Here is a 21,548-nt window from a genome sequence, read left to right as displayed (position 1 = left end):
GTTCATCAAATCTGTTTGGTTAGATTTGGGTTTCCACCCTTCGGCTTCATCGCCGTCAAAGGTGTTATCGTCTGGTCCAAAACAACCTTTAGATTTTTTTTCAGGATCGCGTTAATTTTTTTAGCCACGGAAAAGCTCTTCTCTATTAGCGTTATTCCCGCCATTAAAAAAAAGAAATTAACCGTAAACTTTCCCCCATAAAGGCCGATAACCCCACTATTCGTTCTACGTGTCGATAGATTAAGGAATAAATATGGCAAGTATTTCATCATTGGGGATTGGATCGGGTCTTAAGTTAGCAGACATTCTGGATAGTCTGACCACGGCCGAAAAAGCGCAGCTGACGCCGATTTCCAAACAACAGTCATCTTATACCGCCAAGCTGAGCGCTTACGGCACGTTGAAAAGTTCACTGGAAGCGTTTCAGACTGCCAACACCGCGCTGAATAAAGCCGATCTGTTTACGGCGACCAGCACGTCGAGCAGCACCACGGCATTCAGCGCCACCACCACCGGCAGCGCGATTGCCGGTAAATACACCATCAGCGTGTCGCAGCTGGCGCAGGCGCAAACCCTGACGACCAAAAATGCGCAGCCGGACAGCAAAACGGCCATTGCCACGGCTGACAGCAAGATCACCTTTACCGCCGGTAACGGTAAAGATCCGGTGACCGTCGATATCAGCGCGGCAAACTCCTCGCTGACCGGCATTCGCGATGCGATTAACAAAGCTGACGCCGGCGTGACCGCCAGTATTATTAACGTCGGTAATGGTCAGTATCGTCTGTCCATCACCTCCACCGAAACCGGGGCGGACAACGCGGTCAGCATCAGCGTGAGCGGCGACAGCGCCCTGCAATCCTTTATGGGTTACAACGGCACCAGCACCGACGCCAGCAACGGCATGACAGAAAGCGTCACCGCGCAGAACGCCAAGCTGAAGGTGAATAACGTCGATATCGAAAACAGCAGCAACACCATCAGCGATGCGCTGGAAGATATCACCCTGAACCTGAACGATGTCACCACCGGTAACCAGACGCTGACGATCGCTAAAGATACATCGAAAGCGGAAACGGCGATGAAAGCCTGGGTGGATGCCTACAACACCCTTCAGGACAGCTTTGCATCATTAACCAAATATACGGCGGTTGATGCGGGTACAGATGCGCAGGATTCCAGCAACGGTGCCCTGCTCGGAGACAGTACGCTGCGTACTATCCAGACGCAGCTGAAAACCATGCTGGGCAACTCCGTCGGCGGAACCGCCTATAAAACGCTGTCTCAGGTCGGCATTACCTCCGATCCAAGTACGGGTAAGCTGGAGCTGGACAGCGACAAGCTGAAAAAAGCGCTGACGGATAACCCGTCTGCCGTGAAAGATTTGGTTGTGGGTGACGGTAAAACCACCGGGATCACTACCACCATGGCCACCCATCTGACTGACTGGCTTTCCAGTAAAGGCATTATCCAGGCGGCCAAAGATGGCGTCAGCAAAACGCTGAACAAGTTAACGGATCAATATAACGCCGTGAGCGAACGTATTGACGCGAGAGTGGCGCAGTACAAAGCCCAGTTTACCCAGCTGGACGTACTGATGACCTCGCTGAACAACACCAGCAGCTACCTGACGCAGCAGTTCGAAAATACGTCCAGCAACAAGTAGTAAACGCTAATCAGACCCGAGGGGGATAACATGTACGGCGCAAAAGGCACGCAAGCCTACGCAAAGATAGAAGTTGAAAGCGCGGTGATGAGCGCCAGCCAGCAGCAGCTGGTTATCATGCTATTTGATGGAGCCCTCAGCGCGCTGGTACGCGCGCGTCTGTTCCTGGCAGACGGTAATATCCCGGCAAAAGGGCTGGCGCTCTCAAAAGCCATCAACATTATCGAAAACGGGCTGAAGGTTGGCCTGGTGGAAAATAACGGTGATGAGCTTACGCAAAACCTGATTGCCCTTTATGCCTATATGGTACGTCGCCTCCTGCACGCCAACGTGAATAACGACGCCAGCGCCATCGAAGAGGTGGAAAACTTGCTGCGCAATATCGCTGACGGGTGGAAGGAGGTTGCCGGTACGCCACAACTGATGCAGGACGCCGTCTAATGAGTAACGCACCGCAACTTTATGCCCTTTATCAGCAACTCCTTGAGCAGAGCCAGTTGATGTTGCGACTGGCCCGGCAGGGACTATGGGATGATCTGATCATCTGTGAAACCGACTATGTTAATGCGGTGCACTCACTGGCTCGTCTCACTCAGGAAAGTGAACCTTCGATGCAGATTCAGGAGCAGCTTCGCCCGACGCTGCGGGTGATCCTGGACAACGAAGGCCAGGTAAAAACGTTGCTGCAAGCCAGAATGGATGAACTGGCGAAGCTGGTTGGGCAATCCTCCATCCAGAAAACCGTTCTCTCCACCTACGGTAACCAGGGCGGTCATGTCCTGGTTCCGCAAAGTAATAGCGATATTAATTAGCCATTTAACTGGCGTTCGAGCATTAACCGTTTCGTTCGCCAGGCATTTCTGCCAAACCTGCTCCATACTTGAGTTTCGCGACCTCATGGAGATGGTGCATGCGCAACCCAACACTTTTACAATGTTTTCACTGGTACTACCCCACCGGCGGTGAACTGTGGCGAGAAGTCACGGCATTAGCCCCCAACCTGAACGAAATCGGCATCAATATGGTCTGGTTACCGCCGGCATATAAGGGGGCATCCGGCGGCTATTCCGTCGGGTATGACTCTTATGACCTTTTCGACCTCGGTGAGTTTGACCAGAAAGGCAGCGTCGCCACCAAATACGGCGATAAAGCCCAGCTGCTGGAGGCCATCAACGCCTTAAAAAGCAACCAGATTGCGGTGCTTCTGGACGTGGTGGTCAACCATAAAATGGGGGCCGATGAAAAGGAACCCGTCCGCGTGCAGCGCGTGGATGCTCAGGATCGCACCCAAATCAGCGATGAGATCATCGAATGCGAAGCCTGGACGCGCTACACCTTCCCCGTTCGGGCCGGGCAGTATTCGCAGTTCATCTGGGATTACAAATGCTTCAGCGGTATCGACCACATTGAAAACCCCAATGAGGACGGTATCTTCAAAATCGTGAACGACTACACCGGCGAAGGCTGGAACGATCAGGTCGACGACGAGATGGGCAATTTCGATTACCTGATGGGTGAAAACATTGATTTTCGCAACCACGCGGTGACGGAGGAGATCAAATACTGGGCGCGCTGGGTGATGGAGCAAACCCACTGCGACGGCTTCCGCCTGGACGCGGTAAAACACATCCCGGCCTGGTTCTATAAAGAGTGGATTGAGCACGTCCAGGAGGTGGCCCCGCAGCCGCTGTTTATTGTGGCGGAATACTGGTCTCACGAAGTGGATAAATTGCAGCACTACATCAATCAGGTGGACGGCAAAACGATGCTGTTTGATGCGCCGCTGCAAATGAAATTTCACGAAGCGTCACGCCAGGGACGCGACTACGATATGAGCCAGATTTTCACCGGTACGCTGGTGGAAGCCGATCCGTTCCATGCCGTGACCCTGGTAGCCAACCACGATACCCAACCCTTGCAGGCGCTGGAAGCCCCTGTTGAAGCCTGGTTCAAACCGCTGGCCTACGCGCTCATCCTGCTGCGTGAAAACGGCGTGCCGAGCGTATTCTACCCGGATCTTTTTGGCGCCAGCTATGACGACACCGGCGGGGATGGCGAGACGTATCACATTGATATGCCAGTGATCGAGCAGCTCCACGAGCTGATCCTCGCCCGACAGCGCTTCGCCCACGGCGTGCAGACGCTCTTTTTCGACCATCCAAACTGCATTGCCTTCAGCCGCAGCGGAACGGAGGATAACCCTGGCTGCGTGGTGGTGCTGTCGAACGGTGATGACGGCGAGAAGACCATCTGTCTCGGTGAGAATTACGGCAATAAAAACTGGCGTGATTTTTTGGGCAATCGCGAGGAAACCGTGACCACGGCGGCGGATGGCGAAGGGACGTTCTTCTGTAACGGGGGAAGCGTCAGCGTCTGGGTGATTGAGGACGCGCTGTAGTGCTGGGAAAGTGCGGCCTGATGCCCTCACCCCGACCCTCTCCCACCGGGAGAGGGAGCAAACCCTAAAAACGGCAATATGATTGCCGTTTTGCTTTTACCGCTACGGAAGCTTACTCTCCAGCGGATTCTTGCTCAGGTAATCTGCGCATTCCACCGTTGGACGGTCAACCTTGTACAGTTCCATACCGTCATACTCCAGCGCCGCCCCATCACGCTCCAGCGGATAGACATCCAGCTTACGGGTCACGTTGTAATAATCATCTGAACGCAGCATGATCTTACCCGGCACCGCGATAACGCGCTGCCACTGACGGCAATCCAGCGTATCTCCTTCTGGCGTCACCACCAGCGTGGCAATCGCTTCCGGGCTCACCATCGCGCTCTGCGGCCCTTTCGACTGCCAGTAACCTGCCAGTTGCGAAGGTACCGGGTGCTTAATCACTTCCTGGTAGTTATCGACCTGAACACATCCCGCTAACGTCAGCATCGCAGCCACAATTGCTACTTTTTTCATCATCTTTCCTGCATGCGAAGAAAAAAATATTGTGGCATTAAAGCCATCAGGCTGCCAGCGTAAGATAGGTATTGATTAAACCTGCATCCCCATCACTTCCTGGTATGCCGACACCAGCTTGTTACGCACCTGCAACCCCATCTGCAATGACACCGACGCTTTTTGCAGATCGGCCATCACATCGTTGAGCGCCACGCCGGGTTCGCCAAGGGTAAATCTCTCAGCCTGGGTACGGGCCGCGTTTTGCTTGTCGCTGATCCGGTCCAGCGCCGCATGCAGTTGACCGGCGAAGCTAACGCCCGGCGGCTGGTCAGCCACGCTCTGATTACGGGCGGTCATCGCCGTTGCCTGTAACTGACTGAGTACCCCTTCAATGCCCTGTATAGCCATGACTCTCCCCTGGATGGTTTTTTACGAGGTCAAGACTAACAGCTTGTCAATAAGATAATGGCGGTAAATAGCGTTAAAAAACCAGGTTATTTGACGCATAGAAAATCCCGAATCATCAAATAATGGCAGGGCCATCAGTATGGAACTTTTGTCGTGTTTGCCGACCCGGGAGTCAGTTTTGTTTCTCTACACGAATAACGTAAACCACCAGGATTTAAGAGGTGCGCAATGAGTGCGACAGCAGCATCGACAGCGCCACAGAATAAATCACTCGAGTGGATGAACCGCCTTCGCGCCAACCCTAAGATCCCGTTGATTGTGGCAGGCGCTGCCGCCATTGCGATCGTTGTCGCGATGGTCTTATGGGCAAAAAGCCCGGATTACCGCACGCTCTACAGCAACCTTTCCGACCAGGATGGCGGTGCCATCGTCACCCAGTTAACCCAGATGAACATCCCGTATCGCTTTGCCGATAACGGTGGTGCGCTTGAAGTACCGGCAGATAAAGTGCACGAGCTTCGCCTGCGCCTCGCCCAGCAGGGGCTGCCAAAAGGCGGCGCGGTTGGGTTTGAGCTGCTGGATCAGGAAAAATTCGGCATCAGTCAGTTCAGCGAGCAGGTTAACTATCAGCGCGCACTGGAAGGTGAGCTGGCCCGTACGATTGAAACCTTAGGCCCGGTGAAAAGTGCCCGCGTGCACCTGGCGATGCCTAAGCCGTCCCTGTTTGTCCGTGAACAAAAGTCCCCTTCGGCCTCTGTGACCGTTAACCTCGAACCTGGCCGTGCGCTGGATGAAGGGCAGATCAGCGCCGTCACGCACCTGGTCTCCAGTGCGGTGGCCGGCCTGCCGCCGGGTAACGTTACGCTGGTGGATCAGAGTGGTCATCTGCTGACGCAGTCCAACACCGCAGGGCGCGATCTCAACGACGCTCAGCTGAAATACGCCGCGGATGTGGAAGGCCGTCTCCAGCGTCGCATCGAAGCGATTCTGGGCCCGGTGGTCGGCAGCAGCAACGTACACGCGCAGGTCACAGCGCAGATTGATTTCTCGAATAAAGAACAGACCGAAGAGCAGTACGCCCCGAACGGGGATGCCTCCCGCGCCGTGTTACGCTCGCGTCAGATCAATGAGACGGAACAGGTCGGCGGACAGTATCCTGGCGGTGTGCCGGGCGCGCTCTCTAACCAGCCTGCGCCTGCCAACGCCGCGCCAATCTCCACCCCGCCGGCAAACCCGCAGAACGGTCAGCAAACGAATCAGCAGACGACCTCGACCGCGAACAGTACCGGCCCGCGTAACAGCAGCCGTAACGAAACGACCAACTACGAAGTCGACCGGACTATCCGCCATACCAAACTGAACACGGGCGATATTCAGCGTCTCTCTGTTGCCGTGGTGGTGAACTACAAAACGCTGCCGGACGGTAAACCGCTGCCGCTCACAGCGGAGCAGATGAAGCAGATCGAAGATTTAACCCGCGAAGCGATGGGCTTCTCTGAAAAACGTGGCGATACCCTCAACGTTGTGAACTCACCGTTCAACCCGGTGGATGAGACCGGTGGCGAACTGCCGTTCTGGCAACAGCAGGCGTTCTTCGATCAGCTGATGTCCGCAGGCCGCTGGCTGCTGGTGCTGATTGTCGCGTGGCTGCTGTGGCGTAAGGGCGTTCGTCCTCAGCTACAGCGCCGTGCTGAAGCCGAGAAAGCCGCGCTGGAACAGAAGAACGCGCGTCCGGACGAGGAAGAAGCGGTTGAAGTTCGTCTCAGCAAAGATGAACAGATGCAGCAGCGCCGTGCTAACCAGCGTATGGGCGCAGAGGTGATGAGCCAGCGCATTCGCGAAATGTCAGATAACGATCCGCGCGTCGTCGCGCTGGTCATCCGCGGTTGGATGGGTAACGAACATGAGTAATACGCTTACAGGCACCGATAAGAGCGTCATCCTGCTGATGACCATTGGCGAAGATCGCGCGGCGGAAGTGTTTAAACACCTCTCCCAGCGAGAAGTGCAGATCCTCAGCGCGGCGATGGCCAACGTGCGCCAGATCTCCAACAAGCAGCTGACAGAAGTGCTGGCGGAGTTTGAGCAGGAAGCCGAGCAGTTTGCCGCGCTCAACGTCAACGCCAACGAATACCTGCGCTCCGTGCTGGTTAAGGCGCTGGGCGAAGAGCGCGCCGCCAGCCTGCTGGAAGATATTCTCGAAACGCGCGACACCGCCAGCGGGATCGAAACGCTCAACTTTATGGAGCCGCAAAGCGCCGCCGATCTTATTCGCGACGAACACCCGCAGATTATCGCCACCATTCTGGTCCACCTCAAACGGGGCCAGGCGGCCGATATTCTGGCGCTGTTCGACGAGCGCCTGCGCCACGACGTGATGCTGCGTATCGCCACCTTCGGCGGCGTCCAGCCAGCCGCGCTGGCGGAGCTGACCGAAGTGCTGAACAACCTGCTCGACGGCCAGAACCTCAAGCGCAGCAAAATGGGTGGCGTGAGAACGGCAGCGGAAATCATCAACCTGATGAAAACGCAGCAGGAAGAGGCGGTTATTACGGCGGTACGCGAGTTCGACGGCGAGCTGGCGCAGAAAATTATCGACGAGATGTTCCTGTTCGAAAACCTGGTCGAAGTGGACGATCGCAGCATCCAGCGCCTGCTCCAGGAGGTGGACTCCGAATCGCTGCTTATCGCCCTCAAAGGCGCCGAGCAGCCGCTGCGCGAGAAATTCCTGCGCAACATGTCCCAGCGTGCGGCCGATATCCTGCGCGACGACCTGGCCAACCGTGGCCCGGTGCGTTTGTCTCAGGTGGAAAACGAACAGAAGGCGATCCTGCTTATTGTTCGTCGTCTGGCAGAAACCGGCGAGATGGTGATTGGCAGCGGAGACGACACCTATGTCTGATGAACTGTCGTGGAAGCGCTGGACGCCTGACGACCTCTCCCCTCCCACCGCAGAGTTCACCCCTGCCGTTGTGTCGTCCGACGAGGGCGACGCCGGGGCGGGCATCCCCGAGCTGAGTGAAGAGGAACAGCGCGCCCAGATGCTGGCCCAGATGCAAATGCAGGCGCACGAGCAGGGCTTCAACGCCGGGATGAACGAAGGCCGTCAGACCGGGCACGCACAGGGTTATCAGGAAGGGCTGGCGAAAGGTTTAGAGCAGGGCATCGAGCAGGCGCGCCAGCAGCAGGCGCCGCTGCATGCCCGCATGCAGCAACTGGTGAGCGAGTTTCAGCACACGCTGGATGCGCTCGACAGCGTGATTGCCTCGCGCCTGATGCAGATGGCGCTGGAGGCGGCCCGTCAGGTGATCGGCCAGACGCCGGTAGTGGATAACGCCGCGCTGATTAAGCAGATCCAGGCCCTGCTCCAGCAGGAGCCGCTGTTCAGCGGCAAACCGCAGCTGCGCGTTCATCCTGATGATTTGCAGCGCGTGGAAGAGAGCCTCGGCGCGACGCTGAGCCTGCACGGCTGGCGGCTGCGCGGCGATCCGTCGCTCCATCACGGAGGCTGTAAGGTCTCGGCGGATGAGGGCGATCTGGATGCCAGCGTCGCGACCCGCTGGCAGGAACTGTGCCGCCTGGCGGCACCGGGAGTCGTCTGATGACCGCTCGCCTTACGCGCTGGCTTAACACGCTCGATAATTTTGAAACGAAGATGGCGCAGCTGCCATCCGTTCGTCGTTATGGACGCCTGACGCGCGCCACCGGTCTGGTCCTGGAAGCCACGGGGCTGCAACTTCCGCTCGGCGCCACCTGCGTGATTGAGCGTCAGGACGGGGGGGAGACGCGTGAAGTGGAAAGCGAAGTGGTCGGGTTCAACGGTCAGCGCCTGTTTCTGATGCCCCTTGAAGAAGTGGAAGGGATTTTGCCCGGCGCCCGCGTCTACGCGAAAAACATCAGCGGTGACGGCCTGCAAAGCGGCAAACAGCTTCCGCTCGGTCCGGCGCTGCTGGGCCGCGTGCTGGACGGAAGCGGCAAACCGCTCGATGGCCTGCCCTCCCCTGATACCACCGAAACCGGCGCGCTGATCACCCAACCCTTCAACCCGCTGCAACGCACCCCAATCGAGCACGTACTGGATACCGGCGTGCGGCCGATTAACGCCCTGCTCACCGTGGGACGCGGCCAGCGTATGGGGCTGTTTGCCGGCTCCGGCGTGGGTAAATCGGTCCTGCTCGGCATGATGGCGCGTTATACCCAGGCGGACGTTATCGTGGTTGGCCTGATTGGTGAGCGTGGTCGCGAAGTCAAAGATTTCATCGAAAACATTCTGGGTGCGGAGGGCCGCGCCCGCTCGGTGGTGATCGCCGCGCCTGCGGACGTGTCGCCGCTACTGCGTATGCAGGGTGCCGCCTACGCCACGCGTATTGCGGAAGATTTCCGCGACCGGGGCCAGCACGTGCTGCTGATTATGGACTCCCTGACCCGCTACGCGATGGCGCAGCGTGAGATTGCGCTGGCCATCGGCGAGCCGCCCGCGACCAAAGGCTACCCGCCGTCGGTCTTCGCCAAGCTCCCGGCGTTGGTTGAGCGCGCGGGGAACGGCATCAGCGGCGGCGGCTCCATCACCGCGTTCTATACGGTACTGACCGAAGGCGATGACCAGCAGGACCCGATTGCCGACTCCGCGCGCGCGATCCTCGACGGCCATATCGTGCTGTCGCGCCGTCTGGCCGAAGCCGGGCACTATCCGGCAATTGATATTGAAGCCTCGATCAGCCGTGCGATGACGGCCTTGATCACCGAGCAACACTACGCCCGCGTGCGTAACTTCAAACAACTGCTCTCCAGCTTCCAGCGCAACCGCGATCTGGTAAGCGTCGGGGCGTACGCCAAAGGCAGCGACCCGATGCTCGATAAAGCGATTGCCCTGTGGCCGCAGCTGGAGGCATTTCTGCAACAGGGTATTTTTGAACGCGCCGACTGGGAAGATTCCCTCCAGGCACTGGAGCTGATTTTCCCGCAGGTGTAACACAGGTGGAGGGCGAAGGTCATGGCGCAGAACAGCGCGTTATCAACGCTGAAAGATCTGGCTGAAAAAGAAGTTGATGATGCCGCATTGCAGCTTGGCGCAATGCGACGCGGGTGCCAGCAGGCTGAAGAACAGTTGAAGATGTTAATCGACTATCAGCATGAATATCGCACCAACCTTAACACCGACATGGCGCAAGGCATTGGTAGCCAGCGCTGGATTAACTATCAGCAGTTTATCCAGACGCTGGAAAAGGCGATTGAGCAGCATCGCCAGCAGCTCAACCAGTGGACGCAAAAAGTCGATACCGCGCTGAATTTCTGGCGCGAGAAAAAACAGCGGTTGCAGGCCTGGCAAACCTTACAGGACCGACAGATTGCAGCCTCGACCCTGGCGGAAAACCGTCTGGATCAGAAAAAAATGGATGAGTTTGCCCAGCGCGCATCAATGAGGAAACCAGAATGATCACACTGCAACAACTGCTGATGACCGACAGCGACCCGTCCGGCGGCACGCTGACCGGGAAAGGCGCTGAGGGCGCGCAAGATTTTCTTTCTCTGCTGGCGGGCGCGCTGACCGAGACCACCGGCAAAGGCAAAGATGCCCCGCTGACGCTGGCGGATCTGAAAGCGGCGGGCAACAAGCTGTCGACAGCGGCAAAGGAAAAAAACGGTGATACCACGCTCCAGGCCAAAATCGCCGAACTGCTCTCCCGTCAGGAGACCCTGACTGGTGAAGATACCGCCGTCTCCCTGCAAAGCCTCGTCTCCGGCCTGAAACCCGCCGCGAATACGGATGCGCTGAAGACGCTGACCCAGCCGGAGGCGAAAACAAACAGCGAGACCACGACTGAAGAAGAGGAGTTGGCCGGGTTAAGCGCGCTGATGGCGATGTTACCGCACCAGCAGACCACCACCCCGGTAGCGACGCAGCCTGCGAGCACCGGGGAGATCGCCCCCCGAACTGCCCTCCCCTCTGCGCTAGCCCAGACGGACAACGGCCAGCATCAGCCGCTTAGCCATGCGTTAACGGGTCAGGAAAAAATGCCGGTTCAGGACAGCGACACATCGCTGCCCGCCACGGCAGCCGTTACGCCAGCCGTCGCCGCCGTCACGGAGAAGCAGGACGTAGCGAGCGCGGCGTCGTCTGCCGCCAGCCCAACCGCGACGCTGGCGCCGATCGTCAGTCACCTGGCGCCTTCACAGCCTGCCGCTACCGTTGCGACAGCGCCGGTGTTAAGCCAGCCGCTGGGCACGCACGAATGGCAGCAGAATCTGAGCCAGCACATCACCCTGTTCACAAAGCAGGGACAGCAGACCGCAGAGCTGCGTCTGCACCCGGAGGATCTGGGTCAGGTGCAAATTTCGCTTAAGCTGGATGACAACCAGGCGCAGTTGCAGATGGTTTCGCCCCACAGCCACGTCCGCGCGGCGCTGGAAGCGGCCCTGCCGATCCTGCGCACGCAGCTTGCGGAAAACGGCATTCAGCTTTCCCAAAGCAGCGTCAGCAGCGAGGGCTTTGCCGGGCAACAGCAGTCCTCATCCGGGCAGCAACAGCACACTTCGCGTTCCGGCCAGCATGGCGGGTTTAACGATGAGAGCGAAGAGTTATTGCCTGCCCCTGCCGCCCTGCAATCCGCCGCGCGCGGCAGCCGTGCCGTAGACATCTTTGCCTAAACGCCAGAGGTAACGTGATTATCCCCGTCTTTTCCACGCTTTGACCTAAGCCGGACACGGGATAATCACCGTATTAAGCTGTACCGAAACAGGAAGCTCGTATCAGATGACAGACTCCGCTATCACCAAAAAAAGCAAGCGTTCCATCTGGATCCCGCTGCTGGTGTTGATTACCCTCGCGGCCTGCGCCACCGCAGGCTACAGTTACTGGCGTATGCAGCAGGAACCCTCCAGCGCGGCCGCCAAAGCTGAAGCGCCGCCTCCACCGGCGCCGGTCTTCTACCCGCTGGATACGTTCACCGTGAACCTGGGCGATGCGGATCGCGTGCTTTACGTGGGTATTACGCTGCGTCTGAAAGATGAAGCGACCCGTGCACGCCTGAACGACTACCTGCCAGAAGTGCGTAGCCGTCTGCTGCTGCTGTTTTCTCGTCAGGATGCCTCCGCGCTCGCCACCGATGTGGGCAAGCAAAAGCTGGTCGATGCCATTAAACAGACGCTGGCGACCCCGCTGGTAAACGGCCAACCTAAGCAGGAAGTCACTGACGTTCTGTATACAGCCTTCATTCTGCGGTAACGACATGGGCGACAGTATTCTTTCTCAGGCAGAAATCGATGCGCTGCTCAACGGCGACAGCGATAAAAGTGACGAACCGAAGCCGGGTCTGACCGGCGACGATAATATTCGTCCCTACGATCCCAATACCCAGCGTCGCGTGGTGCGCGAGCGTTTACAAGCGCTGGAGATCATCAACGAACGTTTCGCACGTCAGTTCCGTATGGGGCTGTTTAACCTGCTGCGTCGTAGCCCGGATATTACCGTCGGTGCGATCCGCATTCAGCCGTATCATGAGTTTGCCCGCAACCTGCCGGTGCCAACCAACCTTAACCTGATCCATCTGAAACCGCTGCGCGGTACCGGCCTGGTTGTGTTCTCGCCAAGCCTGGTGTTCATCGCGGTGGATAACCTGTTCGGTGGCGATGGCCGTTTCCCGACCAAAGTGGAAGGCCGCGAGTTTACCCATACCGAACAGCGCGTGATTAACCGCATGCTGAAGCTGGCGCTGGAATCCTACAGTGACGCGTGGAAAGCGATTAACCCGCTGGAAGTGGAGTACGTGCGTTCCGAGATGCAGGTGAAGTTTACCAACATCACCACCTCCCCGAATGACATCGTCGTGAACACCCCGTTCCACGTCGAGATCGGCAACCTGACGGGCGAGTTCAACATCTGCCTGCCGTTCAGCATGATTGAACCGCTGCGCGAACTGCTGGTGAACCCGCCGTTGGAGAACTCACGTCACGAAGATCAGAACTGGCGTGAAAACCTGGTGCGTCAGGTGCAGCATTCGCAGCTGGAGCTGGTGGCCAACTTCGCCGACATCTCCATGCGGTTATCGCAGATCCTGAAATTACAACCCGGCGACGTTTTGCCGATAGATAAACCTGACCGCATTATTGCCCATGTGGATGGCGTACCCGTGCTGACAAGCCAGTACGGCACGATTAACGGCCAGTATGCGTTACGCGTTGAGCACTTGATCAACCCGATTTTGAATTCGCTGAATGAGGAACAGCCCAAATGAGTGACATGAACAATCCGTCCGATGAAAACAGCGGAGCACTGGACGATCTGTGGGCTGACGCGTTAAACGAGCAGAAAACGACGCCGACGAAAAGCGCGGCAGACGCGGTCTTTCAGCAGTTAGGCGGCGGCGACGTCAGCGGCACGTTGCAGGACATCGACCTGATTATGGACATTCCGGTCAAGCTGACCGTTGAGCTGGGTCGCACCCGCATGACCATTAAAGAGCTGCTGCGCCTGACGCAGGGTTCCGTGGTGGCGCTTGACGGTTTAGCGGGTGAGCCGCTGGATATTCTGATCAACGGCTACCTGATTGCACAGGGCGAAGTAGTGGTGGTGGCCGATAAATACGGCGTACGTATCACCGACATCATTACCCCTTCCGAACGCATGCGTCGTCTGAGTCGTTAAGTATGAAAACCCAGGCAACACTGTCCGCGCCCTCCGCCGTACCCGGCTCACCGCTGCTCCAGGTGAGCGGCGCGCTGTTCGGTATTATTGCCTTTATCCTTATCGCCGCCTGGCTGGCAAAGCGTTTCGGTCTGGCGGGGAAAACGGCCGGTACCCGCGGGTTGAAGGTCAGCGCCAGCACCCCGCTAGGACCGCGCGAGCGCGTGGTCATTGTGGAGGTGGAAGATGCACGACTGGTGCTGGGCGTGACCGCCTCCAGCATTAACGTCCTTCACACGCTCCCCCCTGCGCCTGTCACGGTGGAGGCTAACGCCCAGGCCCCTGCGGATTTCCAGTCCGTAATGAAGAGTTTGCTCAAGCGTCCCGGGAGATCCTGATGCGCCGTTTGTTATTCCTTACGCTGACAGGCCTGGGCCTGTTCGCGCCCTCTGTGTATGCGCAACTGCCGGGGCTGGTTTCCACGCCGCTGGCGAACGGGGGACAAAGCTGGTCCCTGTCCGTGCAGACGCTGGTATTCATCACCTCGCTGACCTTTATTCCGGCGATCCTGCTAATGATGACCAGCTTCACCCGCATCATCATTGTGTTTGGCCTGCTGCGCAACGCGCTCGGCACGCCGTCCGCGCCGCCCAATCAGGTGCTGCTGGGTTTAGCCCTGTTCCTGACCTTTTTCATTATGTCGCCGGTGATCGACAAGATTTACACCGAGGCCTACCAGCCGTTCAGCGAAGATAAAATTTCCATGCAGGTTGCCCTGGAAAAGGGCGCGCAGCCATTACGTGAATTTATGCTTCGCCAGACGCGCGAAGCGGATCTGGCCCTGTTTGCCCGTCTCGCTAACACCGGTGAGTTACAGGGGCCGGAAGCGGTGCCGATGCGCATTCTGCTCCCGGCGTATGTGACCAGTGAGCTGAAAACGGCGTTCCAGATTGGCTTCACCATTTTCATTCCGTTCCTGATTATTGACCTGGTGATCGCCAGCGTCCTGATGGCGCTCGGGATGATGATGGTCCCGCCCGCAACCATTGCCCTGCCCTTTAAGATCATGCTGTTCGTGCTGGTCGACGGCTGGCAGCTGCTGGTCAGCTCGCTGGCGCAGAGTTTCTACAGTTGAGGAGCGCGCAATGACGCCTGAGTCGGTCATGATGATGGGCACGGAGGCGATGAAAGTCGCGATTGCCGTCGCCGCGCCCCTGCTGCTGGTTGCGCTGGTCACCGGTCTGATTATCAGTATTCTCCAGGCCGCCACGCAGATTAACGAAATGACCCTGTCGTTCATCCCGAAGATCATTGCCGTCTTCGTGGCAATTATCGTTGCCGGGCCATGGATGCTCAATTTGCTGCTGGACTATATGCGCAACCTGTTCACCAATCTGCCTTACATCATCGGCTGACGGACGATGCTGCATTTCACCAGCGATCAGTTTGTTCAGTGGCTCGGGATCTATTTCTGGCCGATGCTGCGCATCATGGCGCTGATCTCCACCGCCCCCATACTCAGTGAAAAGTCGGTGCCTAAACGCGTCAAAATTGGGCTGGGCATCGTTATCACGATTATCGTTGCCCCTACCCTGCCAGCGGTGGATATCCCGATCTTTTCCCCGAATGCGATCTGGATTGCCCTGCAACAGGTGATGATTGGCGTGGCGGTCGGGTTTACGATGCAGCTCGCCTTCGCCGCGGTACGAACGGCGGGTGAACTTATCGGTTTGCAGATGGGCCTGTCTTTCGCGACGTTCGTTGACCCGGGCAGCCATCTGAATATGCCCGTGCTGGCGCGTATTATCGACCTGCTGGCGATGCTGTTGTTTCTCTCGTTCAACGGCCACCTGTGGCTCATCTCGATGCTGGTGGACACCTTCCACACGCTGCCGATTGGCGACAACCCGGTAAACAGCAACGCGTTTCTGGCGCTGGTGCGGGCTGCCGGGCTGATCTTCCTCAACGGGCTGATGCTGGCGCTGCCGATCATTACCCTGCTGCTCACCGTTAACCTCGCATTAGGTTTACTCAACCGAATGGCTCCGCAGCTGTCGGTATTCGTCATCGGCTTTCCGGTGACTTTGACGGTTGGCCTTTTATTAATGTCATTATTGATGCCACTTATCGCCCCCTTCTGCGAGCATTTATTCAGTGAGATATTCAATCTGTTAGCGGATATTGTCAGCGAACTTCCACGCAAATAATAACCCGCAGTGTTTGCAATGTCTTTCTGAGGATATTCCTAAAAATAATCTCGAAAAACATCTACCAGGATATATCTGACGCGGTTTAAATGTTTCTAACCACCTCACAATACTTAATATTTACTTTACTTTAAGATGATTCCTGGCAAATTATACGTAACTTTACGGGATAGTGAGTTCGCCTGAAAGTCTTTGTGATGCTCACAGGTTTTATTAGATTTTTTCCATCCCGTATGGCTGTTTATGAGCTCTCAGGCAGGTGGTGAATTATCGTTACGCATTGAGTGAGGGTATGCCATGTCAACGATCATTATGGATTTATGCAGCTACACCCGGCTAGGGTTAACCGGGTACTTAGCAAGCAGAGGGGTAAGAAAGAGAGACATCAACGATGCACACACCGTTGAAGAACTCGCAGCCGCTTGTGACGCCCACAAGCCCGGCGTGGTGTTTATTAATGAGGACTGTTTCATTCACGACCCCGCTAACAGTCAGCACATTAAGCAGATCATTAATCAGCATCCTAAGACCCTGTTTATTGTTTTTATGGCGATCGCCAATATTCATTTCGATGAGTATTTGTTGGTGCGTAAAAACTTATTAATCAGTTCGAAATCGATTAAACCAGAGTCGCTTGATGATATCCTGGGCGATTATTTGAATAAAGAAGTTAAGAATGTAGGGGCGGTTAACTTACCCACCCTATCATTAAGCAGAACTGAATCAAGTATGCTAAGAATGTGGATGGCTGGACAAGGGACAATTCAGATCTCAGACCAGATGAATATCAAGGCAAAAACAGTATCGTCACACAAAGGAAATATTAAAAGGAAAATTAAAACGCATAATAAGCAAGTCATATACCATGTCGTACGCCTGACAGATAATGTGACGAATGGGATTTTCGTTAATATGCGCTAATTTGCACGGCCATGTTGTACCCTACCTTGATCTCTGGCCTGGCCAGAGATTTTGCTTTTCAGTAGCCGGAGCCGGGGAGAAGACGCCCCCGACGCCGCCCTATTCCGCCGTTTCCACAAAGATCCCATCCGGGTGCCCCAGTTCGTTGAAGAACCAGATGCCGAGCGGGTAATCTTCCAGCGACACCAGATACATTGTGCCTTCATTAAACTCTTCTATAGCCAGCACCACGCCCGGGCGGCGCGGCCCACCGTCCGTTTTGACGGTTACCCGATCGTTGACCTTCATACATTCCTCCTGTGGTTTTGAGCCAGTGTAGAACAAATTGCATTGCCTGGCATCGCCACCTGGCGCGAATGGCGTTTTTGTGTGCGGTCTATACTTAACTGTTGAGACGATTAAATGAGGAACCCGCCATGAAGACCGACAAAGAGTACAGCGACACCATTAAGCGTGAGGTTGAAGTGGATGTCGATGCCCTGCTTGCCGCCATCAATGAAATCAGTGAGTCCGAAGTTCATCGCGCGGAGGATAATTCCGACCGTGTCGTGGTCAATGGTAGGGATTACCATACCTACCGTGAACTGGCTGAAGCATTCGAGCTGGATATCCATGACTTTAGCGTCTCGGAGACGAACCGCTAAGGCGAAAAAAATCCCGGTCATGGGGATGACCGGGATCAAACTTGCTTATGCAAGAAGCACTTGTAAATTCGTTACACCAGGAAATCTGATGCAGGTAAGACATTATCCCCAACGGAATAGTCTTACAAGCATATATTCTCTTAGCGAATATTATATTTTATACATGTGAATTTTGGTTATGAGTATAAACATGCGCCGCGTGTGGGTTTGTCGGGATCGTTTCCACTTCAACGGCGCGTCAATGCCTGTTTTTTTAAGATTTATCTTAGGTGAAATCATCACCCGGGAGACGTTATGCCTTCGTTTGAGGAGACTCTGCTTGTTTTTACCGACCTCGACGGCACGCTGTTGGATTTTCACACACTCGACTGGCGGCCTGCGGCCCCCTGGCTGGAAAAGTTAATGGATGAACAGGTACCGGTCATTCTGTGCAGCAGCAAAACCGCGTCCGAGATGGATGACATCCAGCAGGAGCTGGGGCTTGGCGGGTTGCCCTATATTGCGGAAAACGGCGCGGTGATCCAGCCTGACGTACGGTGGGAAAACGCCGCACGGTTCATCTCAGAAAAGAAGCATGACGATATCCGGCAGTGTATTGCCCGGGTACGTCAGGAAATGCATCTTAAATTCACCACCTTCGATGACGTAGATGAGCGCGTGGTCGCCGGATGGACTGGGCTGAGTTGTCCCCGCTCAGTGCTTGCGCGTAAACACGAGGCTTCCGTGACGCTGATCTGGCGTGACAGTGATGAACAAATGGAACGCTTTGCCGCCGAACTCGCCCGGCAGGGGCTGAAGATTGTCCAGGGAGCACGCTTCTGGCATATCCTGGACACCTGCTGCGGCAAAGACGCGGCGGTTCACTGGCTTGTGGACCAGTATCGCCTGCACGAGGGTTCCGAACCGACGACGCTGGGCCTGGGCGACGGCCCGAATGATGCCCCGCTGCTGGACAGCGTAGGCTTTGCCGTCGTGGTGAAAGGCTTCAACCGGGAGGGCGTCAGCCTTAAGAACAACGATCCCGCCCGGGTTTATCACACTCAGCACACCGGGCCGACCGGCTGGTGCGAGGGGCTTGATTACTTTTTGACGTGATCCTGCCAGATGACCCGGTTACGCCCGCGCTGTTTCGCCTCATACAGACGCGCATCGGCGGTGGATTGCAGATTTTCGAAGTGATAATTGCCCTTCTCCTGCGCGCCAGAGACGCCAAACGACGCACTTACGCGCAGGGTGGTACTTTTCTTAATCAGGATCTCTTTGCTGTCGATACGCTCGCGGATCTGCTCTGCGACTTCCGCCGCCTCTTCAAGCGTCATGCCCGGCAGCACCACACAGAACTCTTCGCCCCCGACGCGTCCGGCAATATCTTTAGTCCGGAGGGTGCTGGCAATCAGACCTGCGGCATGGGACAACACCTTATCACCCGCCTGATGCCCGAACCGATCATTGATGCTCTTGAAGCAATCAAGATCGATCTGAATGACCGAGAAAGGCAGCGACTGCTGTTCACACTGCTTCGCCAGCATTTTCGCCTGCTCGAACAGCGACCCACGATTATTCAGCCGGGTCAGAGGGTCGTGCCAGGCCTGCCATTGCAGCGAGTTCTGCATCGAATACATATTACTGACCATGCGCCGGATCACCAGCCATGAGATGAGCAGCATCGCGGTGAACAGCGCCCAAAGCAATGCCAGCACAATGCTGATGCTGCCGAAATCACCGCGCACCCCTTCATCCAGGGTGTGCACGCGCAGGACGATGCCATCAAAATGGTCGAGACGCTCCCAGCTCACAAAACGACTCCCCAGGCGAATGCCGCCTTCGGAATCCGATTCTATCGCGTGCGCTATCTGCGCTAATTCGCGCGCGTCAAAATGATTAACGTCCGCAGCAGTTGATTCAGACGTTGCAAGCTGAGTAAGCCGACTGCCATACAGTTGGTATTCCCCTTCCGGGTTATCGCCCACGGCTTCCACCAGCAGGCGACGCAGGGTGGCAAAGGTGAAATCCATCGCCACCACGCCATACCAGACGTGATTGTAATAAACCGGCACGCTGGCGGTGATCAGCGGCTTTTTGCCGACAAAGGTGGAAGGCGGCGAGATAAACCAGCGCACGGCACGCGCACGGTTTTCACGCTCGGACTGTTGGGTAAACCAGGGCTGAGTGACCAGATGGTAATAGCGCTGCACGATATCGCTGGAATTTCCCGGCGTATCCGTTTCCAGAAAGAATCCGGCGCGAGAGACATAAATCACGCGCTCTTCGTTGCGGGAAGGGCTGGATGCCAGACGCAGCAAATACCCCACTTCAAGCGCGGCGGACAGTTCATTATCAAGGTACTCATCATCACGGTTCAGAAGGGTCGTCTTTTCAACGAAGGCATCCGAAACACCGTTGATCGGTAACGTGCGCTGTTTATCAACCGCAATTTGCCAGCTGGGGGACGTGCGCAAATGCGCAAAACGCTTTACCGCATCATGCAGCACGCCAAACGCCAGCGGCGTTTCCAGCGCATCACGCATGCTGTGGCGAAAAAACAATATCTTATCGACGCTGAACTGAAGCTGTCTGTCCAGCGCACTGGCAACCGTTTCCAGATGGTTACGCTGGCTGGAGATATAAGCATCTTCCAGTACCACAACTTCGCGCCAGGTCAGGAGGGTGGAAAAGATCAGGACAACGATAAAACAGAAGTTAACAATCAAACGGGGATTGCTGCGCTTATGCAGCCACTGCAAAAAAGATTGTTTTACAACAAAGGTATCGTGCTGCACACACACTCCCTGATTGTCGCTCACCATCCGATATGATAAGTCTTCTGCCAGTAAAAACGCCCGGCAAGGCCGGGCGTTGTGTGATTAAGCCTTGTCGCGTTTTTGCCTTTTATTAGCAGGCTGAAGCTCGTCTTCGCGAAAAGCCTCCCGCTTAATGCCGTATCCATCATGCCACCGACACTCCACCATTCCGCTGGAATACCCGGTGACGATCATACCTGGACCACCATTTTTGGGCTTAACTTCATCACTGATCAAAAAGACCATACCTGCCTCCTGTATCAGGGTGAAACGTTTTCAATTTAGACGAGGAATGGTCTTTTTGCATCCGGGGTCAGCAATAATTAATGCGATTTCCCGCGTACTTTTTCAACCAGCTTAACAACGGCTACCACAATCAGACCGACGATAAAGCCCAGTACGAGGTTAAGCAGTGTGGGCAGAATTGCAGCAACTACCGCTCCCTGGCCTGACGCAAAATGTTCAATCATGTGATGCAGCGAAGCAACACCGTGCACGATAATTCCGCCGCCGACCAGGAACATCGCCAGGGTTCCCACCACCGACAAGGTTTTCATCAGCCACGGCGCCAGCACCAGCAGGCTTTTCCCAATGCCGCGCGCAATTGCGCTGGATTTTTTTTCCAGCCAGAAGCCGATATCGTCCAGCTTGACGATCAGCCCGACCAGGCCATAAACCCCTATCGTCACGAGGATCGCAATGCCGGACAGGATCAGCACCTGGTTCATCAGAGGGGCATCTGAGACGATCCCCAGCGTAATCGCCACAATCTCGGCCGAGAGGATAAAGTCCGTGCGGATCGCACCTTTGACCTTATCGCGTTCAAACGTTTTTGGATCCTGTGCGGCCAGCGCTTCCAGACGCTGCTGGCGCATTTCCGGGGTGTCTTTCTCTTTGCGTGCAGCGAACATATGCAACACTTTTTCGGCACCCTCGAAGCACAGGAACGCCCCGCCAATCATCAGCAGGGGCGTAATGGCCCAGGGTATAAAGGCGCTAATCAGCAGCGCCAGCGGAACGAGGATCACCTTGTTAATAAAGGACCCTTTCGCAACGCCCCACACCACCGGCAACTCACGGTTCGCCCGCACGCCGCTGACCTGCTGCGCGTTAAGCGACAAATCATCTCCCAGTACCCCGGCGGTCTTTTTCGCCGCCAGTTTTCCCATAACCGAAATGTCATCCAGCAAGGTGGCGATGTCGTCCAGTAATGTTAATAAGCTACTTCCTGCCAAAATCTCTTTCCTTCTTTTTTTGCTAATTAAGTGAATAGTATGGAACAAAACTCACCGCCCGGAAACTGGCACCTCGCGTCAACAAAAATTTCACATCAACAACACAATTAAAGCACTCGCCAGGCTGATAGTTTTGGCGTTAACTAT

At 56.0% G+C, this 21,548-nt stretch carries 25 protein-coding genes and 1 pseudogene; 20 read left to right on the top strand and 6 right to left on the bottom strand.

Annotation, left to right across the window (positions count from 1 at the left end):
• Positions 1–253: 253 nt before the first annotated feature.
• The 4 genes from fliD (at position 254) to amyA (ending at position 4,064) form a co-directional block, all read left to right on the top strand.
• Positions 254–1,666, top strand: coding sequence for a flagellar filament capping protein FliD (fliD, locus tag IPZ49_RS06005; RefSeq protein ID WP_063932730.1), 1,413 nt, complete (start codon positions 254–256; stop codon positions 1,664–1,666).
• Between the two features lie 30 nt (positions 1,667–1,696).
• The gene (gene fliS, locus IPZ49_RS06000) at positions 1,697–2,107 is read left to right on the top strand and encodes a flagellar export chaperone FliS (protein WP_003859616.1); all 411 of its coding nucleotides are present in this window, start codon (positions 1,697–1,699) and stop codon (positions 2,105–2,107) included.
• The gene (gene fliT, locus IPZ49_RS05995; protein ID WP_006811148.1) at positions 2,107–2,478 is read left to right on the top strand and encodes a flagella biosynthesis regulatory protein FliT; all 372 of its coding nucleotides are present in this window, start codon (positions 2,107–2,109) and stop codon (positions 2,476–2,478) included. Before fliS ends, fliT begins: the two co-directional genes overlap by 1 nt.
• Before the next feature lie 98 nt (positions 2,479–2,576).
• The gene (gene amyA, locus IPZ49_RS05990; RefSeq protein WP_032671684.1) at positions 2,577–4,064 is read left to right on the top strand and encodes an alpha-amylase; all 1,488 of its coding nucleotides are present in this window, start codon (positions 2,577–2,579) and stop codon (positions 4,062–4,064) included.
• Between the two features lie 102 nt (positions 4,065–4,166).
• Here amyA and yedD read toward each other — a convergent pair whose 3' ends face one another.
• Together yedD and fliE are read right to left on the bottom strand one after the other, a co-directional pair.
• Positions 4,167–4,580, bottom strand: a complete 414-nt coding sequence (yedD, locus tag IPZ49_RS05985; protein WP_003859613.1) for a lipoprotein YedD — start codon at positions 4,578–4,580, stop codon at positions 4,167–4,169.
• Between the two features lie 75 nt (positions 4,581–4,655).
• A complete protein-coding gene (fliE, locus tag IPZ49_RS05980) occupies positions 4,656–4,970 on the bottom strand; it encodes a flagellar hook-basal body complex protein FliE (RefSeq protein ID WP_003859612.1) in 315 nt (104 codons plus the stop codon).
• A 228-nt stretch (positions 4,971–5,198) separates the two neighbouring features.
• Between fliE and fliF the strand changes: the two genes are divergently transcribed.
• The 14 genes and pseudogenes from fliF to rcsA all read left to right on the top strand — a co-directional run bounded on the left by fliF (position 5,199) and on the right by rcsA (position 16,721).
• Positions 5,199–6,881 carry a flagellar basal-body MS-ring/collar protein FliF gene (gene fliF / locus IPZ49_RS05975; protein ID WP_017383346.1) on the top strand — a complete coding sequence of 561 codons (1,683 nt, stop codon included), beginning with the start codon at positions 5,199–5,201 and terminating at the stop codon, positions 6,879–6,881.
• Positions 6,874–7,872 (top strand): flagellar motor switch protein FliG, encoded by a 999-nt coding sequence (gene fliG, locus IPZ49_RS05970; protein ID WP_003859608.1) that lies wholly within the window; start codon positions 6,874–6,876, stop codon positions 7,870–7,872. Before fliF ends, fliG begins: the two co-directional genes overlap by 8 nt.
• Positions 7,865–8,572 carry a flagellar assembly protein FliH gene (gene fliH, locus IPZ49_RS05965; RefSeq protein WP_045333365.1) on the top strand — a complete coding sequence of 236 codons (708 nt, stop codon included), beginning with the start codon at positions 7,865–7,867 and terminating at the stop codon, positions 8,570–8,572. The genes fliG and fliH overlap by 8 nt, the downstream gene beginning before the upstream one ends.
• Positions 8,572–9,942, top strand: coding sequence for a flagellar protein export ATPase FliI (gene fliI, locus IPZ49_RS05960; RefSeq protein ID WP_017693144.1), 1,371 nt, complete (start codon positions 8,572–8,574; stop codon positions 9,940–9,942). Before fliH ends, fliI begins: the two co-directional genes overlap by 1 nt.
• Before the next feature lie 21 nt (positions 9,943–9,963).
• Positions 9,964–10,407 carry a flagellar export protein FliJ gene (gene fliJ, locus IPZ49_RS05955; protein WP_017383343.1) on the top strand — a complete coding sequence of 148 codons (444 nt, stop codon included), beginning with the start codon at positions 9,964–9,966 and terminating at the stop codon, positions 10,405–10,407.
• Positions 10,404–11,618 carry a flagellar hook length control protein FliK gene (fliK, locus tag IPZ49_RS05950; RefSeq protein ID WP_047740851.1) on the top strand — a complete coding sequence of 405 codons (1,215 nt, stop codon included), beginning with the start codon at positions 10,404–10,406 and terminating at the stop codon, positions 11,616–11,618. The genes fliJ and fliK overlap by 4 nt, the downstream gene beginning before the upstream one ends.
• A 106-nt stretch (positions 11,619–11,724) precedes the next feature.
• Positions 11,725–12,195: a flagellar basal body-associated protein FliL gene (gene fliL / locus IPZ49_RS05945; RefSeq protein WP_003859598.1), complete on the top strand. Its 471-nt coding sequence runs from the start codon at positions 11,725–11,727 to the stop codon at positions 12,193–12,195.
• Positions 12,196–12,199: 4 nt separating this feature from the next.
• Positions 12,200–13,204, top strand: a complete 1,005-nt coding sequence (gene fliM / locus IPZ49_RS05940; RefSeq protein ID WP_003859594.1) for a flagellar motor switch protein FliM — start codon at positions 12,200–12,202, stop codon at positions 13,202–13,204.
• Positions 13,201–13,614 carry a flagellar motor switch protein FliN gene (gene fliN, locus IPZ49_RS05935; RefSeq protein ID WP_003859592.1) on the top strand — a complete coding sequence of 138 codons (414 nt, stop codon included), beginning with the start codon at positions 13,201–13,203 and terminating at the stop codon, positions 13,612–13,614. Before fliM ends, fliN begins: the two co-directional genes overlap by 4 nt.
• Positions 13,615–13,616: 2 nt before the next feature.
• Complete coding sequence (gene fliO / locus IPZ49_RS05930; RefSeq protein ID WP_015572438.1) at positions 13,617–13,991, top strand: flagellar biosynthetic protein FliO; 375 nt, start codon at positions 13,617–13,619, stop codon at positions 13,989–13,991.
• Entirely contained in the window at positions 13,991–14,728 is a 738-nt protein-coding gene (gene fliP / locus IPZ49_RS05925) for a flagellar type III secretion system pore protein FliP (protein WP_015572437.1), read from the top strand. The genes fliO and fliP overlap by 1 nt, the downstream gene beginning before the upstream one ends.
• Before the next feature lie 10 nt (positions 14,729–14,738).
• Positions 14,739–15,008: a flagellar biosynthesis protein FliQ gene (fliQ, locus tag IPZ49_RS05920; protein ID WP_003859587.1), complete on the top strand. Its 270-nt coding sequence runs from the start codon at positions 14,739–14,741 to the stop codon at positions 15,006–15,008.
• Between the two features lie 6 nt (positions 15,009–15,014).
• A pseudogene (gene fliR, locus IPZ49_RS05915) lies at positions 15,015–15,807 on the top strand (flagellar biosynthetic protein FliR); the annotation flags it as partial.
• Between the two features lie 290 nt (positions 15,808–16,097).
• Positions 16,098–16,721, top strand: a complete 624-nt coding sequence (gene rcsA, locus IPZ49_RS05910) for a transcriptional regulator RcsA (RefSeq protein ID WP_017383340.1) — start codon at positions 16,098–16,100, stop codon at positions 16,719–16,721.
• A gap of 99 nt (positions 16,722–16,820) precedes the next feature.
• On the opposite strand, the gene dsrB is transcribed toward rcsA, so the two are convergent.
• Complete coding sequence (gene dsrB / locus IPZ49_RS05905; RefSeq protein ID WP_003859583.1) at positions 16,821–17,009, bottom strand: protein DsrB; 189 nt, start codon at positions 17,007–17,009, stop codon at positions 16,821–16,823.
• Positions 17,010–17,137: 128 nt separating this feature from the next.
• Here dsrB and yodD point away from each other — a divergent pair, with 128 nt between their 5' ends.
• On the top strand, positions 17,138–17,365 hold the full coding sequence (yodD, locus tag IPZ49_RS05900; RefSeq protein WP_017383339.1) for a YodD family peroxide/acid resistance protein: 228 nt from the start codon (positions 17,138–17,140) through the stop codon (positions 17,363–17,365).
• A 294-nt stretch (positions 17,366–17,659) separates the two neighbouring features.
• A complete protein-coding gene (locus IPZ49_RS05895) occupies positions 17,660–18,460 on the top strand; it encodes a mannosyl-3-phosphoglycerate phosphatase-related protein (RefSeq protein WP_023303925.1) in 801 nt (266 codons plus the stop codon).
• On the opposite strand, the gene dgcQ is transcribed toward IPZ49_RS05895, so the two are convergent.
• From dgcQ to IPZ49_RS05880, 3 genes are all read right to left on the bottom strand, one after another.
• Complete coding sequence (gene dgcQ / locus IPZ49_RS05890) at positions 18,445–20,145, bottom strand: cellulose biosynthesis regulator diguanylate cyclase DgcQ (RefSeq protein WP_032671690.1); 1,701 nt, start codon at positions 20,143–20,145, stop codon at positions 18,445–18,447. The genes IPZ49_RS05895 and dgcQ overlap by 16 nt on opposite strands.
• Positions 20,146–20,229: 84 nt before the next feature.
• A complete protein-coding gene (locus IPZ49_RS05885) occupies positions 20,230–20,412 on the bottom strand; it encodes a YodC family protein (protein ID WP_003859574.1) in 183 nt (60 codons plus the stop codon).
• A gap of 77 nt (positions 20,413–20,489) precedes the next feature.
• A complete protein-coding gene (locus IPZ49_RS05880) occupies positions 20,490–21,401 on the bottom strand; it encodes a DUF808 domain-containing protein (RefSeq protein WP_017383336.1) in 912 nt (303 codons plus the stop codon).
• Between the last annotated feature and the right edge of the window lie 147 nt (positions 21,402–21,548).

This window comes from Enterobacter cloacae complex sp. S2 (assembly GCF_015159675.1).
Taxonomy (GTDB): Bacteria; Pseudomonadota; Gammaproteobacteria; order Enterobacterales; family Enterobacteriaceae; genus Enterobacter; species Enterobacter intestinihominis.
Note: the sequence above shows the minus strand (reverse complement) of the source record. Positions and strands in the feature narration are given on the sequence as shown.